The organism is Flavobacterium dankookense, assembly GCF_004362665.1.
Taxonomy (GTDB): domain Bacteria; phylum Bacteroidota; class Bacteroidia; order Flavobacteriales; family Flavobacteriaceae; genus Flavobacterium; species Flavobacterium dankookense.
This window is the reverse complement of the sequence record NZ_SNXR01000015.1, coordinates 267,252-287,135: the sequence shown is the minus strand read 5'-3', so window position 1 is coordinate 287,135 and position 19,884 is coordinate 267,252. Positions and strand designations below refer to the sequence as shown.

At 32.8% G+C, this 19,884-nt stretch carries 13 protein-coding genes; 6 read left to right on the top strand and 7 right to left on the bottom strand.

Annotated elements, in window-relative coordinates:
* Window positions 1–25 precede the first annotated feature (25 nt).
* Genes BC748_RS11515 through BC748_RS11505 form a run of 3 tightly spaced genes read right to left on the bottom strand, consistent with a single transcriptional unit; the run spans window position 26 to window position 5,618 of the window.
* Window positions 26–841 carry a hypothetical protein gene (locus tag BC748_RS11515; RefSeq protein WP_133533641.1) on the bottom strand — a complete coding sequence of 272 codons (816 nt, stop codon included), beginning with the start codon at window positions 839–841 and terminating at the stop codon, window positions 26–28.
* 26 nt (window positions 842–867) lie between these two features.
* Window positions 868–2,364 (bottom strand): RagB/SusD family nutrient uptake outer membrane protein, encoded by a 1,497-nt coding sequence (locus tag BC748_RS11510; RefSeq protein ID WP_133533640.1) that lies wholly within the window; start codon window positions 2,362–2,364, stop codon window positions 868–870.
* 11 nt (window positions 2,365–2,375) lie between these two features.
* Window positions 2,376–5,618, bottom strand: coding sequence for a SusC/RagA family TonB-linked outer membrane protein (locus BC748_RS11505; RefSeq protein ID WP_133533639.1), 3,243 nt, complete (start codon window positions 5,616–5,618; stop codon window positions 2,376–2,378).
* 196 nt (window positions 5,619–5,814) lie between these two features.
* Here BC748_RS11505 and BC748_RS11500 point away from each other — a divergent pair, with 196 nt between their 5' ends.
* On the top strand, window positions 5,815–6,414 hold the full coding sequence (locus BC748_RS11500; protein WP_133533638.1) for a ribonuclease HII: 600 nt from the start codon (window positions 5,815–5,817) through the stop codon (window positions 6,412–6,414).
* Between the two features lie 13 nt (window positions 6,415–6,427).
* Here BC748_RS11500 and lipB read toward each other — a convergent pair whose 3' ends face one another.
* Window positions 6,428–7,123: a lipoyl(octanoyl) transferase LipB gene (lipB, locus tag BC748_RS11495; protein WP_133533637.1), complete on the bottom strand. Its 696-nt coding sequence runs from the start codon at window positions 7,121–7,123 to the stop codon at window positions 6,428–6,430.
* Between the two features lie 218 nt (window positions 7,124–7,341).
* On the opposite strand from lipB, the gene lysS reads away from it, so the two are divergent.
* From lysS to BC748_RS11475, 4 genes are all read left to right on the top strand, one after another.
* Window positions 7,342–9,039: a lysine--tRNA ligase gene (lysS, locus tag BC748_RS11490; RefSeq protein WP_133533636.1), complete on the top strand. Its 1,698-nt coding sequence runs from the start codon at window positions 7,342–7,344 to the stop codon at window positions 9,037–9,039.
* A gap of 50 nt (window positions 9,040–9,089) precedes the next feature.
* Entirely contained in the window at window positions 9,090–10,610 is a 1,521-nt protein-coding gene (locus tag BC748_RS11485; RefSeq protein WP_133533635.1) for a hypothetical protein, read from the top strand.
* An 83-nt stretch (window positions 10,611–10,693) separates the two neighbouring features.
* Window positions 10,694–11,137 (top strand): hypothetical protein, encoded by a 444-nt coding sequence (locus BC748_RS11480; RefSeq protein ID WP_133533634.1) that lies wholly within the window; start codon window positions 10,694–10,696, stop codon window positions 11,135–11,137.
* Window positions 11,138–11,214: 77 nt separating this feature from the next.
* Window positions 11,215–11,592 (top strand): hypothetical protein, encoded by a 378-nt coding sequence (locus BC748_RS11475; protein ID WP_133533633.1) that lies wholly within the window; start codon window positions 11,215–11,217, stop codon window positions 11,590–11,592.
* A gap of 49 nt (window positions 11,593–11,641) precedes the next feature.
* On the opposite strand, the gene hemL is transcribed toward BC748_RS11475, so the two are convergent.
* The 3 genes from hemL to BC748_RS11460 are packed head-to-tail and all read right to left on the bottom strand — an operon-like array spanning window position 11,642 to window position 14,723.
* On the bottom strand, window positions 11,642–12,928 hold the full coding sequence (gene hemL, locus BC748_RS11470) for a glutamate-1-semialdehyde 2,1-aminomutase (RefSeq protein ID WP_133533632.1): 1,287 nt from the start codon (window positions 12,926–12,928) through the stop codon (window positions 11,642–11,644).
* Between the two features lie 9 nt (window positions 12,929–12,937).
* Entirely contained in the window at window positions 12,938–13,834 is an 897-nt protein-coding gene (locus BC748_RS11465) for a glucosaminidase domain-containing protein (RefSeq protein WP_133533631.1), read from the bottom strand.
* On the bottom strand, window positions 13,827–14,723 hold the full coding sequence (locus BC748_RS11460) for a 1-aminocyclopropane-1-carboxylate deaminase/D-cysteine desulfhydrase (protein ID WP_425459553.1): 897 nt from the start codon (window positions 14,721–14,723) through the stop codon (window positions 13,827–13,829). Before BC748_RS11460 ends, BC748_RS11465 begins: the two co-directional genes overlap by 8 nt.
* Window positions 14,724–15,052: 329 nt before the next feature.
* Between BC748_RS11460 and BC748_RS11455 the strand changes: the two genes are divergently transcribed.
* Complete coding sequence (locus tag BC748_RS11455; RefSeq protein ID WP_133533629.1) at window positions 15,053–19,843, top strand: pre-peptidase C-terminal domain-containing protein; 4,791 nt, start codon at window positions 15,053–15,055, stop codon at window positions 19,841–19,843.
* Window positions 19,844–19,884 lie beyond the last annotated feature (41 nt).

The following is a 19,884-nucleotide window of genomic DNA, read 5'->3' as shown; positions in this document are numbered from 1 at the left end:
GTTTTTAAAAAATAAATAAAATTACTTATTGAATTGTAAATTCAGTATCTTGAAAAGTACCGAAATCACCACCACCAGATGCTAAGACAGTACCATCAGCAAGTTTCAATGAATAATCACCAGAAACTGTAGCACTAGTATACATTCCATCACCATAATCATCATAGATAACAAAAGTATACGTACCAGGAGCTAAACAAAAGTTTGAAATAAAAGTACTTCTGTCAGCAAAACCTAAAGCTGCATAACCAGTTATAGCAGTACCAGTAAAACCACCAGATGAAACTACATTAAAACTAGAGTCATAAAGCTCCCATGCAGTTTCTTCAGGGAAATTATCAAATTTTATAGCTAATTGAACTTTAGTTAAACCTGTTTGACAAACTTCAGAGATATTGTATACAATTTTCTTATTTGAATAAGTTTGAGAGTCTGAATTGAAAACGAAATTCTGATTATTACCATCTAATTCAGCCATAGATAATACAAGTTTATTTCCTGCATTGGCAATACTATTACCAACAATACTAACTTGAAAAACACCTTCTTTTGAACCAGCTGGTATAGTAACCGTTGCTGGCACAACAAAATTAGTTTGAGCATGAGTTGTAGCAGCATCTACCACTAAATTAAAAACTCTATCAGTATTTGTTGCATTAGAAGCATATACTTTAGACTCAACAACAATAGTTTCGCCAAGAACTACTCCAACATTTTTTGCTTCTTCTACTCCAACAAAACTCGATAAATTACTCGTAGTTGCAGAATCGTCTTCACAACTAATTGATGTGAAAAGTATCGATAGTAATGAGAGAAAAAATAATGATTTTTTAAATTTCATGATTAATAAATTTAAATTAATTAAAGTTAATTTTGAGTTGTAATAGCTGGGTTATTAAGCAATTCATTTTCTGGTATCTGGAAAGACATTTCGTCAGTATTATAAAAGAAAGACTGTCCTGAACGGAAAACATGATTTGTACCTCTTGTAGAAGTTGCTTTATTACGTTTTAAAGCTAAATAACTTTTACCCTCACCCCAAAACTCAATCCTAGTCTGTAAATAGATAGCATCTTTAAGAGCTTGTCCAACCAATGGATCTACATATGCATTAGCATTAGCCAAACTACCTAAACGTAGCGCCATCAATTCTTTAAGTCTGTTTTTAGCAGTTGCTTCATCACCAGAGTTAGCTGAACATTCAGCACTTAATAAATAGAATTCTTCAATTCTCATGAAAATATAATCCGTTGTAATAGCTTGTTGTCCACCAGCAGCTCTTCCTGGATCAAAAAACTTATTAATTGGCATACCATTAGTAACACCAGAAGTTCCAAACTGTGATTTTCTGATATCATTTGAAGGTATAGCAGCATATAAACCGCTATCTACAACTTTTCTATCACCAGCCCATTGATAACTATAAGTGTAATAATCAACTTGACCCCACCAATTAACTAATTGATGACCCATTTCATTTGTAATATCATAACCCCACATCCAAGAAGGAGTGTTTACATTATTAAATCCTGAACCAGAACCAGGGAAAGCAAGCTGACCAGTTGTAGTAAGAGGATAACCTCCTGTATTTATGATATCTTCAGATAAAATCTTTGCTTCTGAATAGTTACCCATTGCTGCATACGTATATGCCAATAAACCTTTTGCAACATTTTTATCTATTTGATTCTTTAACGGTCTAGTGTAATCACTTAAATACTCAATAGACTGATTTAAATCTTCAATTATTTGATCATAGATTTGAGATGCAGGAACTTTAGCAGGACTTACTATAACACCATCATAAAAAGGTAAAATCTCTTGAGTTGGGTTATATTCTTTTTGAAATAATTGCGTCAAATAAAAGTAGGCATAAGCTCTTGCAGCTTTTGCTTGACCCATAAAATGTCTAGTAGTAGCATCTGCTGGAACCGCATCATTTCCACCTAAATTATTAATTACAGCGTTGGATATATTAATAACTTTGTAATAATAATTCCAAACAATTCTATTTTCTTCTCTTGTAAAATCGACAGTAGTTACAAGATTAGCAACATTTTGATACCACCCATAAGAGTTAGCAGATAATGCCATATCTCCAGATAACATATCTGTGTATATATCAACTCCTTTTTGACCTAAGTCGTAATGACGACTTGTTCCTAGTACACCACCTGGCTGAACCATAAAGCTATAAACTCCCTCAAGAGTACCCGCTATCAATGCAGGATTATCAGGAGCTAAGGCAGCTAACTCTTCACTAGTTATAACCTGTGTATTTCTAACAGGATCTAAAAACTCTTCACCACATCCAACACTAAGTAAAGAAGTAATGACAATCGAATAAATAACACTTTTTTTCATATCTTTCTTTTTTAAAATTCAATTTTTGCACCAAAACTCAATGTAGTCATAGGTGTATATATACCTGTATTAGTAGTACTAATAATAGTAGTAGGATTAAAACCGTTTCTTGCACTAAGAACAAATAAATTATCACCTGAAACGAATAAATTAACATTTGAAAGCATCATCTTAGACAAGAAATCTTTAGGAATAGTATAGCCTAAACGTATATTATTAAGAGATAAATAATCAGATTTAATTAAGAAACGTGTTGATTCTGCACTAAACTGTACATCTGTATCGAAAGAAGCCGATGTTCTAGGAACATCCGTTACATCACCTGGTTGTGACCAAGCCTTTCTTATATCAGTATGGAAATTGTCAGCACCTATCAAACCTCTATTACTCATTAATAAAGCATAACCGCTGTCATATGCATAACCTCCTAAACTATAACCAAATTGTGCCGTTAAATCAAGATTTTTGAAGCCTGCATTGATTCTGAAAGCACCTCTAACTGTTGGTATAGCAGATTTTCCTACATACTTTTGTGTTGCAAGAGCATAATTTGAAGTTGTAGTTTTTTGAACGTTTGCATCAGGGTTTTGACTTAAATAATTAACCATGTTAGGAATAACATTAACATTACCATCATCAAAAATACCATTTCCATTAACATCATTATAATATAAATTCCATAGGGCAGAACCATTAGCTGGATCAACACCAGCCCATTCTCTCATGAACCAATCATATTGAGATCTACCTTTAGAAATTTCATTAGCAGTGTCAAATACCCTTCTTACACCATCTAAACCTCTAGGCATTTGAGTTATTTTGTTTTCCAAAATTTCCCCATTCACACCAACAGACAATGAAAAATCACCTGCATTTTTTGCTTTAAAAATGTGTCCTAAAACATCAAACTCTAAACCGCTATTGCGCAACTGTCCATCATTAATCTGAAGTGTAGCAAATCCAAACGAACCTGGCTGTGCCTGATTAAAGAATAAGTTATTGGTATTCTTAACATAATAATCAACATCTATTTCCAAAGAATTACCAAATAAAACAGTCTCTAAACCAACTTGTAATATTTCAGCACTTTCCCAAGTTTGATTTCTGTTAGCAGCTGTGTTAGATATTAAAAAAGAATATAATCCACCAACTGTATTCTCAATTGAATATGTTTGGAAACCATACTGAACATTAGTTCCTTGGTCAGCAATAGAACCAAGACTTGCTTTAAATTTCAAATAATCAATTGCTTTAACATTTGATAAAAAACTTTCTTTAGATGCTATCCAGCCTAAACCAACAGAACCGAAAGTTCCCCATTTATTTTTTATAAAACGAGAAGAACCGTCTCTTCTTACTGAAGCAGTTAGAAAATATTTTTTGGAAAAATCATAGTTTAGTTGAGCAAAATAACTTTCTATTGCCCAACGCTGAGAGAATGAATCTGCTCTACCTGTTGCGGTAGTATACTGAGCTAAGTCAAAAGTATAAGGGTTAACAGCATTTTGTGCTGAACCAGTCATAACGTTAATCTCATTTTGAGTTGACTCATGCGCCACAAAAGTCTCTAAATTATGACGTCCAAATGTTTTACTGTAACGCAATAATTGTAAAAAGTTTTGATTTTTATTAGTACGGATATCCTTAAACAAAGAACCACCAACTTCTGCACTTCCACCATAAAATGGATTGTTTCTTGAGGCATAATCATTATTTTGATATTGCCCACTGTATCTAGTTTCAAAAGCCAAATCTTTAGTAATATCAATTTTAAAGTTGAAATTACCTAATAAAGTAGTAGCCAAATCTCTAACTCTATCATACTTTGCATCAGCAATTGCATTCGTACTATTCCATGCTCTTCTTCCAGTTAAAGCACCATAATCATATTGATTTCCACCAAATATTGGATCTTCAACTAAATCTCCATTAGTATCTCTTAAAAAAATATCATATATAGCTGGAGTAGTGCTCGTTAATGCAAAAATATTTCCCGAAGAACCTGCTTCACCTTCATCACTTCCAGAATTTGTGTATTTTGCGCCAGTATAGGATATATTACCAGACGCAGTCAACCATTCTTTCGGTTTGTGCTCCAAATTAATACGAGTGGTATAACGCTTGTAAGACGAATTTGTAACTACCCCTTGGTCTTCAACAAAACCAAATGAAGTTGCATATTTTGTTTTTTCATTTCCTCCACTAAATAATAAATTTGCCTCACTTCTGTAACCTGTACCAAAAGCTGCATCAGACCATTTAGTTGGAGTGTATTTTCTTGTAATACCATTTGCAAATTTACCTGTAGAAGGATCTATAAGACTATTACCGCTAGCATTCCAAATATTGTAAGCATTATTAATAGATTCTCCATCACCAGTAGCGCTATACAAGTTTGCACTTGCCCATGCTGCTGGATTTGACTCACCTAATAGAGCTCCTTTAGTTTTTAATGCTTTCCAAGAAAGCTCAATATATTCTTCAGGTGAAGTTATTACATCATATGCAGGCAATGAATTTGAATTGACACTAGTCTTAAAGTCTACCGAAATCTGAGACTTACCAGACTTTCCTTGTTTGGTTGTTATCAATATCACCCCATTAGAACCTCTGGAACCATATATAGAGGTTGCAGCAGCATCTTTTAGAACAACCATAGACTCAATATCAGCTGGATTGATAGCCGAAATATCACTACTAAATGGAGCACCATCCACAACATACAATGGATTTCTGTTACCATTAATTGATCCAAATCCACGGATACGAATTGTCGCTTCACTTCCTGGAGCACCAGATCCTAAAACAACGTTAACACCAGCTACCTCACCACGAAGCGCTTGAGACACGTTAGTAACCGCTTTTGCCTCAATATTCTCCATTGTAACTTTTGTAGCAGTACCTGTAAATCGTTCTTTAGTCGAAGTACCATATCCCACTACAACCACTTCATCCAGCACAACACCTTCAGTCAAAACAACATTGTAACTATTAGCAGAACCAACTGTTACAGATTTGGCATCATAACCAGTAAAGGAAATTTGCAGTACATCGCCTGCTTTGGCTTTGATGGAATACTTACCATCAAAATCAGTTTGCACACCATTGGTTGAACCTTTAACGACAACATTGGCACCAGGAAGTGGTCCAAGTTTATCAGTAACAACACCTGTCACAGTTTTCTCTTGTGCGAAGGAAAGCTGCATTGAAAACGCTAATAGTAGCGAAAAAATCCATTTGAACTTCGATCTCATATTATTTTTATTTGAGTTAGTTATTCCGCAAACTTCTTAATTATTTCTTAAAAAAACAAATATTACTTCGGAATAATACTTTTTTAACAGAAATAAATCTAAAATAAATTTGAATTGTTTACACATAACTTATTATTTGATGTAATATTTATTATTTGGTTGCGTCTATTTTTATATTTTTATAAAAAAAACATACATGTTACTATCTAATTTCTCAGAGTTTGGTTTAGAATGTGGAACGGATGAAGCTGGACGTGGATGTCTTGCAGGTCCAGTCACCGCTGCTGCAATTATACTTCCAGAGGGATTTGAATTGGATTTACTCAACGACTCGAAACAACTTTCTGAAAAAATAAGAGAAAAATTAAAACCAATATTAGAAGAAAAAGCAATTTCTTTTTCAGTTACCCATCTTGAGCCAAAAATTATTGACGAAATCAATATTCTTAACGCTTCAATTAAGGCCATGCAAGAATGTGTTTTAAAACTTAATCCTACTCCTTTATACATAATAGTTGATGGAAATAGATTCAAACCAGTAAACAATATTCCATATTCAACTATAATTAAAGGAGACAGTAAATATATGAGTATAGCTGCTGCATCCGTTTTAGCTAAAACCTATCGAGACGAATACATGAACACTATTCATGAAGAGTTTCCAATGTACAACTGGAAAAAAAATAAAGGCTATCCAACATTGGAACATAGAGAGGCAATCAGAAAATATGGAACTACTATATACCACAGAATGTCATTCCGATTATTGCCAGAACAATTAAAAATTGATTTTTAAGTTATCTGAAAATTTAAATAAATGTAGATTGAAATAAGTTTGAAAAATGGTTTAGAATTTTTTCTTTAACTTCTTGTTCATTTACTTCTTTAACTCCAAGTTCAACATTTAAAGAAGTAACCGCTTTTCCTTTTATTCCACATGGAATTATATTATCGAAATAGCCTAAATCGGAATTGACATTTAGTGCAAAACCATGCATGGTAACCCATCGACTGGCTCGAACTCCCATCGCACAAATTTTTCGCGCGAACGGAGTTCCAACATCTAACCAAACGCCAGTTTCACCTTCACTCCTTACACCTATTATATTGTATTCTGAAAGTGTTAAAATTATGACTTCTTCCAAAAAGCGCAAATATTTATGAATATCTGTAAAGAAATTTTCTAAATCTAATATTGGATAACCTACAATTTGTCCTGGACCATGATAAGTGATGTCGCCACCACGATTTATTTTATAAAAAGTAGCTCCTTTTGTTTCTAATTGTTTTTCAGATAAAAGAAGATTAGAAACATCGCCACTTTTCCCTAAGGTGTAAACATGTGGATGTTCTACAAATAAAAAATAATTTGGAGTAACAGTTTCTGGATTACTTCTCTTATGAATTTTAAAATCAACAATTTCCTTAAAAAGCTGCTCTTGATAATCCCAAGCTACTTTATAATCTTTATTCCCTAAATCTTGTAAATGGATATTTTTGTTCATCATTCTTCTAAAGCTGCAAAGTTACAAAGTTTATAAGTAAACTCGACGCTAATCTTTAGCCCCGATTGAAGTGGCATCCCGAGAATTCGGGATATAACGGAAAGCGGGAAAATGGAGTCCTGAAAAACCTATACGATTCGCTCCTAAAAACATTAAAATTTGGACTTGAAACTTGGGACAAAATCAATTATCTTTGCACGCTTAAATATAACAATACTATGCAACTTTCGGAACAAGAAATCATTAGACGAGAAAAACTTAACGGTTTACGCGAACTTGGAATTAACCCTTATCCTGCAGATTTATATCCTGTAAAGGACACTTCTAAACAGGTGAAGGAACATTTTGAAGACGGTAAAAAGGTGGTTCTTGCTGGTAGATTGATGAGTGTTCGCGACCAAGGAAAAGCGTGTTTTGCTGAGTTACAAGACAGTGAAGGTCGTATGCAGTTGTATTTTAACCGAGATGTAATTTGCGAAGACGAAGATAAAACGCTTTACAATCAGGTTTTTAAAAAACTGACTGATTTAGGGGATTTTATTGGTGTAGAAGGCGAACTTTTTACTACTAAAGTTGGTGCTCAATGTGTAATGGTTAAAAATTTTACTTTTTTGAGTAAAACACTTAGACCTTTGCCTCTTCCAAGAGTAGATGTAGAAGGAAAAGTACACGATGCTTTTACCGATACTGAATTGCGTTATAGAATGCGTTATGTTGATTTGGTGGTAAACCCAAATGTGAAAGAAGTTTTCGTGAAAAGAACGAAGCTTTTTTCTGCAATGCGAAGTTTCTTCAACGATGCTGGTTACATGGAAGTTGAAACTCCAATTTTACAAGCTATTCCTGGTGGCGCTGCGGCACGACCTTTTATTTCGCACCACAATGCTTTGGATATTCCTTTGTATTTGAGAATTGCGAATGAATTGTACTTGAAACGATTAATTGTTGGTGGATTTGACGGTGTTTATGAATTCTCGAAAAACTTTAGAAATGAAGGAATGGACAGAACACATAATCCTGAATTTACCGCAATGGAAATATATGTAGCTTACAAAGACTACAATTGGATGATGGAGTTTACCGAAAACTTATTGGAACATTGTGCCAAGGCTGTAAACGGAACTACAGACGCAACTTTTGGCGAACATAAAGTGAGTTTTAAAGCACCTTATGCACGAGTTAGAATGACCGATGCGATTAAAAACTTTACAGGATTTGATATTTCTGGAAAAACAGAAGCAGAGCTTTTTGAAGCTGCCAAATCAATGGGAATTGAAGTGGATGAAACCATGGGTAAAGGAAAATTGATTGATGAGATTTTTGGAGCTAAATGTGAAGGAAATTTTATTCAGCCAACGTTTATTACTGATTATCCTAAGGAAATGTCGCCGTTGTGTAAATCACACAGAGACAATCCTGAATTGACGGAGCGTTTTGAGTTGATGGTTTGCGGTAAAGAAATTGCCAATGCCTACTCAGAATTGAATGATCCAATTGACCAACGCGAACGATTTGAAGCGCAAATGGCATTATCTGAAAAAGGTGATGATGAAGCTAACGGAATTATAGACGAAGACTTCTTGAGAGCTTTAGAATATGGAATGCCGCCAACGTCTGGATTAGGAATTGGAATGGATAGATTAATCATGTTCTTGACCAATAATCCTTCTATTCAAGAGGTGTTGTTTTTCCCTCAAATGCGTCCAGAGAAAAAACAAATCGAATTGACGGAAGATGAAAAATGGATTATCGAAATCTTAAAAGCAAATGAAGGAATTTCGATTGGTGATTTAAAAGAGAAATCGGCTTTAAGTGGCAAAAAATGGGATACTGCAAGCAAAGGAATTAGCAAACATGGATTGATGAAAGTAGTAGTTAATGGCGATGCTAAAATTGTAGAATACTTAGGGAAATAACAATATAAAATCTACTCAATTGAGTAGATTTTTTTTTAAACAAAAACATCATGAAAATTAAAATCATTACACTTTTACTTTTATGTATTTCGAGTTTTGCGCAAGTTCAACCCACTTTTAAATGGAGTATAGAACCAACAACTATTGAACACGAAACCGAGTTTAATGTAGAACACATTTACGAGTCGGGACGATTATTTAAAGTAAAGTCAAAATATAACGAAAAAACGTTCAATACTGATGTTTTGGTTGACATTTATTCTCCAAATGATGATTTCGAAAAAGACGACACTAATACATTGTCTGTAGAGCAACCTGTTATGGGTTTAAACATGTTAACTTTCAATACTATGTTTCGCTTGTCTGGAAAAGAATACATCCATTTTTTAGATGAATATAACAAAACTTCAAGAGAAAACGAGTTGTTTTTCCAAAAAGTAAATATTGATACTAGGACAAAATCTAGAATTCAAATGGTGACAAAAATGCCTGGAAAAAACGGTACAAATCCGGGTGAGTTCTATGTCGCACAATCAGAAAACAAACAATTATATGTAGTTTTAAAACAACCATCCTACGACAAAAAAGTGAATGAAAAAGTTGTTTTATGTCTTTTGGATGACAAATTAAAAACAGTAAAAGAAATTGAATACGAATTTCCTTTTTCATCAAAACAATCAGGTGATAACACACTTTATGTTTCTAATTCAGGAAATGTATTCATGGTCAAAAATATCGATTTACCAAAAATGAAACCTTATATGTCATTGTATTTTTGGAACACTCAAGAAAACAAAATAACTGAAAAAAGTTTAAAATTAGAACAAGATATTTTGCAAATCAATCAATTTAAAGGTCACTTCATTGATGATAATTTTTACTTGCAGGGATTTTATTCTGATAGTGCTCGATTTTTTTCTGTCAGCTATGGACAATCTTCTCCTTCTACGGGGATTTTTTCGTCTAAATTCAATGCCAATTCAGGAGAAATGAATTATTTTGTTTCAAATCCAACCGAGAGATATAAAAACTTTTTAATAAAAGATGTTTTGGTCGATGGAAATAAAACATGGTTACTATTTGATCAAGTTTATAAAGAAACTAAGAGATTACCTCAACAACCTGGCGCAGCAGCATTTGATTTTAAATATGAATATAAATATGATTCTGCTGGAATGACAATTGCGATGGTAGATTTAATCACAGGAAAATTAGATTGGATTACTGACATTAAAAATGATGAACCAGGAACAATTAATGATAATGGTGAATTTTTTAGCAGTTTGTATTTCTTAAAAAATAACAAACTTTCATTGATTTATAACGATACGAAAAACCTAAATAAAGGATTGGTTTCTATATTATACAACAGTAGAATTCCAGTTTTACAAACCATTGATTCCTCGGGAAAAACCATTGAAAGAGTAGAGTTACTTAGTGCTGGAGTTGGAAATACAAAAAAACACTGTTACGAATTAGATACTTCATTTAGAGTTAAAATCAGTGATGGAAATTATATTGTAAGAGCAAAATGTGGTAATAGTGCTTGGTATGGTTATTTGACTTTTTAATTTTTCAAATGCAAATGTTTTGTTAACAATTAAACCTTTTTAAATATCCTTATTCTTATTTGCATAACACTTAATTAGTATTTATGAAAAAATTATTTTTATTAGCATTATTAGTTGTTGGAACAACAACATTTGCTCAGAAAAAAGGAGAAAAAAGAGAACAATTAACTCCTGAACAACAAGTAGAATTACAAGTAAAGAGAATGAAACTTGAACTAGATTTGAATGACAAACAAATTGTAGAAGTTAAAAAAATTATGTCAAAACAAATTGAAAAAAGAGAGGCAAAAAAAGCAGAGTTAAAAGCAAAAAAAGTAGAGGGACAAAAACCAACTGCTGATGAAAGGTTTGCATTAAAAAACCAAATGCTAGATGAACAAATCGCTCACAAAGCTGAGATGAAAAAAGTTCTAACTGCAGAACAATTTTCAAAATGGGAACAAAATCGCGATGAAGCAAAATCTAAAATGAAAAGTAGGATGAAAAATCGTAAAGCAAAATCATTAGAAAAACCTTCAGAGGAGTAAAAATAAAAAATAAATTTTGAGTTGAACTAAAAATAAATTAGCTTTGACGTATTAATTCAACTAAAAAACTTAGAAAAATGAAAAAAATAATCGCAGTTTTAACATTATGCCTCGCGTTTACATTAGGAGCTAATGCTCAAGACAAGAAAGGTTTATCCAAAGAAGAGATAGCAAAAACCGAAAAATTAAGAAAAGAATTACCTCCTGAAGTTGCTGGTAAAAATGACGCTATTGAACTTATTAAATATTTAGGTTTAGATGAAAAAAATCTTGAAACCTTTGCGAGACTGTTTACAAAGAAATATAAAGTACTAACTACTGAAGGATTAACAGCGGAGAGAAAATCTGAGTTAGCTGGATCAATAGAAGCCAAATTAAGAGCTGGGCTTACAGCTGAACAAATGAAAAAATTAGATCAAAATCCTGAATTACTAAACAGATTAATTAAACAATAATAATACATAAATAATAAAACCTCTCCTAAATAAACGAGAGGTTTTGTTTTTATAATGTCTTTGCAACTAAATCTATTGCGTTTATTGTAAAATCTAAATCTTGATAAGTCAAGGCATCAGTAATAAACCAAGTTTCATAAGCAGATGGCGCAATGTAAACGCCTTCATTCAACAGTCCGTGGAAGAATTTTTTAAAGGTTTCGTTATCTCCATTTTTTGCTGTTTCAAAATCTACAACTTGATTTTTATCAAAATGAACAGAAATCATCGAACCTACTCTATTTATGGTAAATTCAATATTATTTTTAGTCAAAACAGTTTGAATTCCTTTTTCTAAATAAACCGTTTTTTGATCTAATCGATTAAAAATTTCTGAGTCATTATTCAAAGCTTCTAACATTGCCAATCCTGCTGCCATAGCCAATGGATTTCCAGATAAAGTTCCAGCTTGATAAACCGGTCCAATTGGCGCTAAATAATTCATGATTTCATTTCTAGCAGCAAAAGCACCGACAGGTAAACCACCACCAATAACTTTACCAAAACAAGCTATATCTGCTTTGACATTATATAATTCTTGAACTCCACCTTTAGCTAAGCGAAATCCCGTCATCACTTCGTCAAAAATTAGCAAAGTATTATTCTCATCACAAAGTTGTCTTAATGATTGTAAAAAACCATCTTTTGGTGGTACACAACCCATATTTCCAGCGACAGGTTCAACTATAATGGCTGCAATTTCATTTCTATTTGCTTCGAATAATGCTTTTACATTTTCGACATCATTATAGTTAGCTAATAAAGTATCTTTCGCAGTTCCTTGAGTAACTCCTGGAGAATTTGGCACACCAAAAGTGGATAAACCACTTCCAGCGGCAATCAGAAACGAGTCGGAGTGACCGTGATAACATCCAGAAAATTTAATGATTTTATCTCTTTTTGTATAACCTCTTGCCAAACGAATAGCACTCATACAAGCTTCTGTTCCTGAATTTACAAATCTAATTTTATCTACATTTGGAATCATCGAAACTGCTAATTCAGCAATTTTTGTTTCAAGTTCAGTCGGCATTCCAAAAGATGTTCCTTTTTTAGCTTTTTCGATTATTGCAGCAACTACAGGTTCAAATGCATGACCTAAAATCATTGGTCCCCAAGAATTGATGTAGTCAATTAATCGATTATCATCTTCATCATAAAGATAGGCACCTTTTGCACTTTTTACAAAAATTGGAGTTCCTCCAACTCCTTTAAACGCTCTAACTGGGGAATTTACACCGCCAGGAATTACTTTTTCTGCTTCAGCAAAAAGCTGACTGCTTCTTTGGTATATCATTTTTTGAAATTATTTGATAATTATACTTTGTCCTAATGAAAGTGAATTATCGGTAAGGTTGTTTTTCTTTTTTAAATCATCAACCGAAATATTAAATCGTTTTGAGATTGAATACAACGTATCGCCTTTCACAACAGTGTATTTAGATTCATCATTGTAGGCAATTGGCTCAGATTTGGAATTTGGAATAAACTCATTTCCTAAAACCTCAGCGTCGTATTTTTGCAATTGATAACGTTCTATCAAACTGATTAATTTATCAGGATATTTTGGGTCTGTTGCATAACCTGCAGCTTTTAAACCTTTTGCCCAAGCTTTATAATCATCTTTTCCTAGCTTGAACAAATCGGCATATCGTGGACGACTTACTAAGAAATAGGAATGATCACGAAACGAATGGCTTGGATCGTCATATTTTCTAAAGCATTCATTTTCTTCATCATCGGTATGGCGGATACTTGCGCCAGTCCATTCTTTGTGACATTTTATTCCAAAATGATTATTTCCTTGAACACTTAAAGGTCCTGTTCCAGCTCCCGATTCTAAAATAGCTTGTCCCAAAGTAATGCTAGCTGGAACTCCGTTTTTATTCATATTATCTTTGGCAATTTCTTTGTATCTATCGATGTATGCCAAAACCAATTCGGTAGTAACTTTCACTTTTGTTGTAGCTTCTAAAATAACAATTTCACCTCTAGAATTATTTGTGGAATTATTATCTGAAGGCTTTTTAGTTTCAATTTTTGTTTGCGAATGCGAAGTCGATTGAAGCGTTTTTCGGGCAGTTTGTACTGTTGCTATTCGTGGTTTTGTTGGAGCAGATTTGGTAGTTCTAACTACTGTTTTATTGGAACTACAAGCAATAACAAAAATCGACAAAAACACTAAAAAAAATCTTTTATACATTTATATTAATTTGGGTTATATTTTTTTTTCTCAAAACTGAATTCATTCCGTTTACACCTTGTAAACCACCGGTATGAATGAGTAAAATTTTTGATTTTGGCGGAAAATATCCTTTTTCAATTAAATCGATTACTCCAAAAGTCATTTTGGAAGTATAAATTGGATCTAAAGGAATACTATATTTCATATAAAAATCGTTGATAAAATGTATTAATTTTTCATCAATTTTTGCATAACCACCAAAATGGTAATCGGTTATCAATTCCCAATTATCCATGTTTGCAAATTTACGAATATCTTCTTGTAAAAAGTCACCTTTTAACGCCGGAAAACCCAAAACTTTTTGACAATCTTTTGAACTATTAATTATCCCTGAAATTGTTCCTCCAGTTCCAACTGCACAACAAATAAAATCAAAATCTTCATCGACTTTTGTTAAAATTTCTTGACAACCAATAACGGCTAATTCATTTGTTCCACCTTCTGGAATTAAATAAAAATTGCCAAATTTTTTTTCAACTTTATTAACAAATTCGGGATTGTTTTTAGTTCTATATTCTTCTCTTGAAATAAAGTCAAAAACCATTCCAAATTCCTGAGCTTTTTTCAGTGTTGGATTAGCTTCAATTTTAGTCTCTAATTCTTCACCACGAATAATACCAATTGTCTTAAAACCATATTCTTTTCCCGCAGCTGCTACAGCCAAAATATGATTTGAAAAAGCTCCTCCAAAAGTCAACAATGTTGTCTGATTTTGTTTCTTGGCTTCAGTTAAATTGTATTTCAACTTTCGAAATTTATTACCAGAAATGATTGGATGTATTAAATCTTCACGTTTAATAAAGAGTGATATTTGATTTTTAAACTCGACTATTTTTTGTAACTGAATATCCAATGTTTTATTTAATTTTTTAATGTTTAATTTTATTAAATGTAAATTAAATTTTTTATAAAAAGATGTATTATATCGACTTTATTTACTTTTCTACGTTCAAATAGTTTATTATCTTAACATTTTTTTTTAATTTGATAATGAAGTTTTTAGGTTTTATGGTTTTTTTCTTTAAAAAAAGAAAAAATAGTGTTAATAAGCAACTGTTTTGTTAACATTTTAAATCTAAATAATTAAATATCATTTAATTTATAATTGTGCTTTTATAAACTATTCAAGTTAAATTTAAAACGCATATGATAAAAAAATACAAATTCAAAAATAGAATGAAAAAGCATTCAAGATTTTTAAATCATTTATTATTTTTTGGTTTATTGCTTTTTTATAGTGTATGTTTTTCTCAAACATCATGTTCAACAGCTTTGCCAATCACTTTGAACGGAACTTGTGGAGCAATCAACGCCTCAGACACTTCACCAAATGCTCCAAATGTTGGTGTTAATTGTCCTGGAACATTCAATAGAGAAAGCTGGTTCACATTTACTTTAGCTACTGGTCCGCAAAATATAGTAATTAGAGGAACATCAACAAACAATAACAGAAATTTATATTTACAACTTATAAATGGAACTTGTGGAGGAACTTTATCTGAATTGGCATGTGCAAATACTGTTAACAATAATAGCGCTCAAACTGAAATTATAGAATATAATTCACTTCCTGCAGGAACTTATTTTATTAAAGCATCCAACGTAGGTAATGCTGGAAATATAAATATTTCTAGTTTATGTGTTTCAACACCACCAAGTAATAATAATTGTTCAGGAGCAACAAATTTAACAGTAAATCCAACAGCAACATGTACTACAAATTCGTCTGGAACAACCATCAATGCAACCCAATCTCAAACAGGTTGCCTTGGCGCAGCCGATGATGATGTTTGGTATAGTTTCGTAGCTACAAGCACAGCACATACAATAACCGTAACTCCTGGATCATTATCTGATGCTGTTTTAGAAGTTTTTAGTGGAAGTTGTGGAAGTTTGACAAGTGTTTCGTGTGTTGACGGAACTTTTAGCGGAGCAGAAACCATTGCATTATCAGGATTAACCCCATCAACAACTTATTTTGTTCGAGTTTATAGTTTTGGAAACTCAACCGGACAAGGAACTTTTAGTGTTTGTGTTACAACTCCACCCAATCCATGTTCAAGCATAACTACTATTACAGCTTGTAATACACCTATTTCTGTGACAATCCCCGCTGGAACCGGAACATATTCGACATCAGCTTGTGGATTTACAACTCCCGGAAATGAATTAATTTATAGTTTTACTCCAACTGTTACAGGACTTTATACTATAAATCAAACTAGTTCTTTCACTTTTATTGATTATCAATATAAATTAGCAAGTTTAGGATGTAGTGCTACTGGCTGGACTTGTATCGATGATATATTTGGAGCAAGTTCGAGTTTAGGATTTACACTTACAGCAGGAACACAATATTTTTTTCTTTTAGACCCAGAAAGTAATACAGGCGGAAGCGTAAGCTTTAGTATTACTTGTCCTATACCACCACCAATAAACGATAATTGTTTAGGTGCTATATCATTAACACCTACAGGAAGTGTTTGTACTTATGCTACTTATTCTACAAGTGGTGCAACAGCCAGTATCGAAACTGCACCAGGTTGTGCATCCTATTCTGGTGGAGATGTTTGGTTTAGTGCGGTTGTTCCAGCAAATGGAATATTGCTCATTGATACAATTCAAGGTGTTGTAACAGATGGCGGAGTGGCTGCCTACAGAGGAGTTTGTGGTTCATTAATATTAATTGAATGTGATGATGATGATAGCGCCAATGGAGCAATGCCTTTTTTAAGATTAATAAATCAAACCCCAGGAAGTACTATTTACATTCGATTTTGGGAATATGGAAACGACAACAATGGCACATTTGGAATTTGTGTTACAACACCAAATCCGCCAATAAATGACAATCCTTGTTCTGCTATAGATTTGAATACAAATACAACTTGTAGCTTTCAAAGTTTTACCACATTAGCAGCTACTGCAAGTCCTGGAGTTCCTGCGCCAGGTTGTGCAAGTTATACTAGTGGTGATGTATGGTTTACAACCACAGTTCCTGCCAATGGAATTGTTAGAATAGATACACAAATCGGTCAGGTTTTAGATGGTGGATTGGCAGTTTATTCTGGAACATGTACAGGATTAACATTAATTCAATGTGATAACGATAGTAGCGTTAATGGTGCAATGCCTTATTTAAACTTAACTGGTCAAACGCCTGGAAATATATTATACATTCGTTTTTGGGAAACCAATAATGACAATCCGGGTACTTTTGGTATTTGTTTAAGCACACCTTGTACTCCCGGAAATGGTCAAGGAAATACTACTGCGGGTTGTCCTGTAATTGTGACTGGTGGTTTAGGGCTTATTGGTGCTGATCCAGATCCTTTAGATGCTTGTAATGCTTCGAGCTGTGTTGAACTTGAAGCAAGTTATTTAGTTGTTGGCGAAACTACATCTTATTCAGTAGAACAAATAAATTATAATCCACCACCATATAATTTTGAGTGTTTGGCGAATCCTGTGAGTGTTAATATTGACGATGTATGGTCACCAATTGTAAACCTTCCTTTTAACTTTTGTTTTTATGGAAATACATATAATTCTTGTTTAGTTGGATCAAACGGAATGATTACTTTTAATACTGGAACTCCTGGTGGAGCAACGGGTTATTCTTTTAGTAATAATTTGCCTAGCACAGTTGGCGCTTTATTTGCAAACACTATCTACGGCGTTTATCATGATATTGATCCGAGTAAAGGTGGTGAAGTTGGCTGGGAACTCATTACTTTAGACACTGGTTGTAGAGCTTTGGTTGCTGCATGGAGTAATGTTCCAATGTTTAGAACAAATAGTATTTTATATTCTGGTATGATTGTTCTTTATGAAAATACAAACATTATTGAAGTATATGTTAAAGAAAAAAACATTGAGTTTAATGGTTCAACAAACTGGAATGACGGTAATGCAATTATTGGTCTTCAAAATGCTGCAGGAACGCTTGCAACTGTTGCTCCTGGCAGAAATGGATTGGATACCAATTGGGCTACAAGTAACGAAGCATGGCGATTTACTCCAAGCGGAAATACTTTAACTTCAATCACATGGTATGAAGGTGCTGGAATAACAGGACCAGCTATTGGAACTACAGATGTTTTGAGTGTCTGTCCAACAACTACAACTACCTACACTGCACAAGTAACTTATAATTTGTGTACTGGTGGAACTATTACAGAATTAGATCAAACTACTGTAACTGTCAATCCAGATAAAGTTTGGAATGGTTCCGTAGATTTTGATTGGAACAAGCCAAACAACTGGATACCTGTTGGGATTCCAAACGGTTCAGATTGTGTAACGATACCAAATACAGTAAATGACCCAATAATTTCAGGAACAAATTATAATGGATTGGCTGGAACTCTAACAATTCACAATAACGCTATTTTAACTGTTAATTCTAACAACAGTATAACAGTTACTGATTTTGTAGATGTTAACACTGGAGGTACTTTTTTAATCAATAATGATGCAAGTTTAGTTCAAATAAACAATGTTACTAACACAGGAAACATAACTTATAAAAGAGAAGCAAACATAAGAACGTTAGACTATGTTTATTGGTCATCACCAGTATTTAATCAAGTCTTTAGTGGTATAACATCACCTATTGTTTCTGGACCAATTTATCAGTGGAATCCAACAATTGATAACCCTAATAATACTCAAGGAAATTGGACAGTTCCAAGCACAACAACAATGACAAGAGGTAAAGGATATATTATTAGAGGTCCAAGCACTTCTGGATTTAATAACACAACTCCAAACATTCTAGTTGGCACATTTACTGGAGTAGCCAATAATGGTGACATATTTACGCAAATTTCAAGAGGTGATGACGAAAACCCATTACCACATTTTGGCGCGAATGGAATAGAAATATCAAATTTCAGCGATAATTGGAACTTAATAGGTAATCCTTATCCTTCTTCTATTCGTGCTAGTCAGTTTTTATTCAATAACAGAACAAAAATATTAGGGAATGTTAGATTATGGACACATGGAAATCTTCCAATTTACAACACAAACCCTTTTTACGACTCTTTTGGTTATAATTACACACCTGGCGACTATTTGACATATACTTTTACTGGAACAAGTTGTTGTCCAGCTGCAGAGGATGATTTATTTATTGGTGCTGGACAAGGATTTATGGTTCAAATGCTGGATGGACCAGAAGGTAGTGATGTTGTAGCGTTCAACAACGGATTAAGAAATGCATCCTATCCAAATGATTATTTCTTTAGATTTGAAAATCCTACTCAAAACAATGACATCAATGTAAATGTCAATCAATTAGAAAAAAACAGAATTTGGTTGGATATTATAAATTCAACTAATAAATCTGAAAGAACATTATTCGGATATATAGAAGGAGCAACGAACAATCTAGATCATTTTTATGATTGTTTAACTCAAAATATAGGACTAATGACAATATATACATTATCAAATAATGATAAATATTTAATTCAAGGAAAAGAACTTCCTTTTGATGAAAATGACGTTGTTCCAATTGGTATTGTTATACAAACCGCAGGAAACCATACTATCGCTATTGCTGGAGTTGATGGTATATTCAATTCACATGAAATATATCTGAGAGATAATTTATTGAATACAGTTCACGATATTAAAGCTAACCCATATCAATTTTATTCATCTAACGGAATGTTCAATAATAGATTTGAAATCATTTACAGAAATTCAACATTATCCATCGGAGAAATATCAAGTAAAAATGAAGTTATTGTTTTTACTAAAAATGAAATTAATATTGTTTCTAATGAAGTAATAGATTCTATAGAAGTATTTAATATCCTAGGTCAAAAAATAGAAGCTATCAATAACATTGATAGAGAAAACGTCATAATTAATTCTATCGCAAAAAGCAACACTTCATTACTGTTAAAGATTAAACTTGAAAATGGAATTATAGTAACAAAGAAAGTAATTTACTAAATTAGAATTTTCAAGTCAATTAAAGAGTTAAACCATTATCC

What these genes read in the sequence shown, in the direction of transcription:
- BC748_RS11515 (WP_133533641.1), bottom strand. Translation starts at nt 841, where the DNA reads ATGAAATTTAAAAAATCATTATTTTTTCTCTCATTACTATCGATACTT.
- BC748_RS11510 (WP_133533640.1), bottom strand. Translation starts at nt 2,364, where the DNA reads ATGAAAAAAAGTGTTATTTATTCGATTGTCATTACTTCTTTACTTAGT.
- BC748_RS11505 (WP_133533639.1), bottom strand. Translation starts at nt 5,618, where the DNA reads ATGAGATCGAAGTTCAAATGGATTTTTTCGCTACTATTAGCGTTTTCA.
- BC748_RS11500 (WP_133533638.1), top strand. Translation starts at nt 5,815, where the DNA reads ATGTTACTATCTAATTTCTCAGAGTTTGGTTTAGAATGTGGAACGGAT.
- lipB (WP_133533637.1), bottom strand. Translation starts at nt 7,123, where the DNA reads ATGAACAAAAATATCCATTTACAAGATTTAGGGAATAAAGATTATAAA.
- lysS (WP_133533636.1), top strand. Translation starts at nt 7,342, where the DNA reads ATGCAACTTTCGGAACAAGAAATCATTAGACGAGAAAAACTTAACGGT.
- BC748_RS11485 (WP_133533635.1), top strand. Translation starts at nt 9,090, where the DNA reads ATGAAAATTAAAATCATTACACTTTTACTTTTATGTATTTCGAGTTTT.
- BC748_RS11480 (WP_133533634.1), top strand. Translation starts at nt 10,694, where the DNA reads ATGAAAAAATTATTTTTATTAGCATTATTAGTTGTTGGAACAACAACA.
- BC748_RS11475 (WP_133533633.1), top strand. Translation starts at nt 11,215, where the DNA reads ATGAAAAAAATAATCGCAGTTTTAACATTATGCCTCGCGTTTACATTA.
- hemL (WP_133533632.1), bottom strand. Translation starts at nt 12,928, where the DNA reads ATGATATACCAAAGAAGCAGTCAGCTTTTTGCTGAAGCAGAAAAAGTA.
- BC748_RS11465 (WP_133533631.1), bottom strand. Translation starts at nt 13,834, where the DNA reads ATGTATAAAAGATTTTTTTTAGTGTTTTTGTCGATTTTTGTTATTGCT.
- BC748_RS11455 (WP_133533629.1), top strand. Translation starts at nt 15,053, where the DNA reads ATGAAAAAGCATTCAAGATTTTTAAATCATTTATTATTTTTTGGTTTA.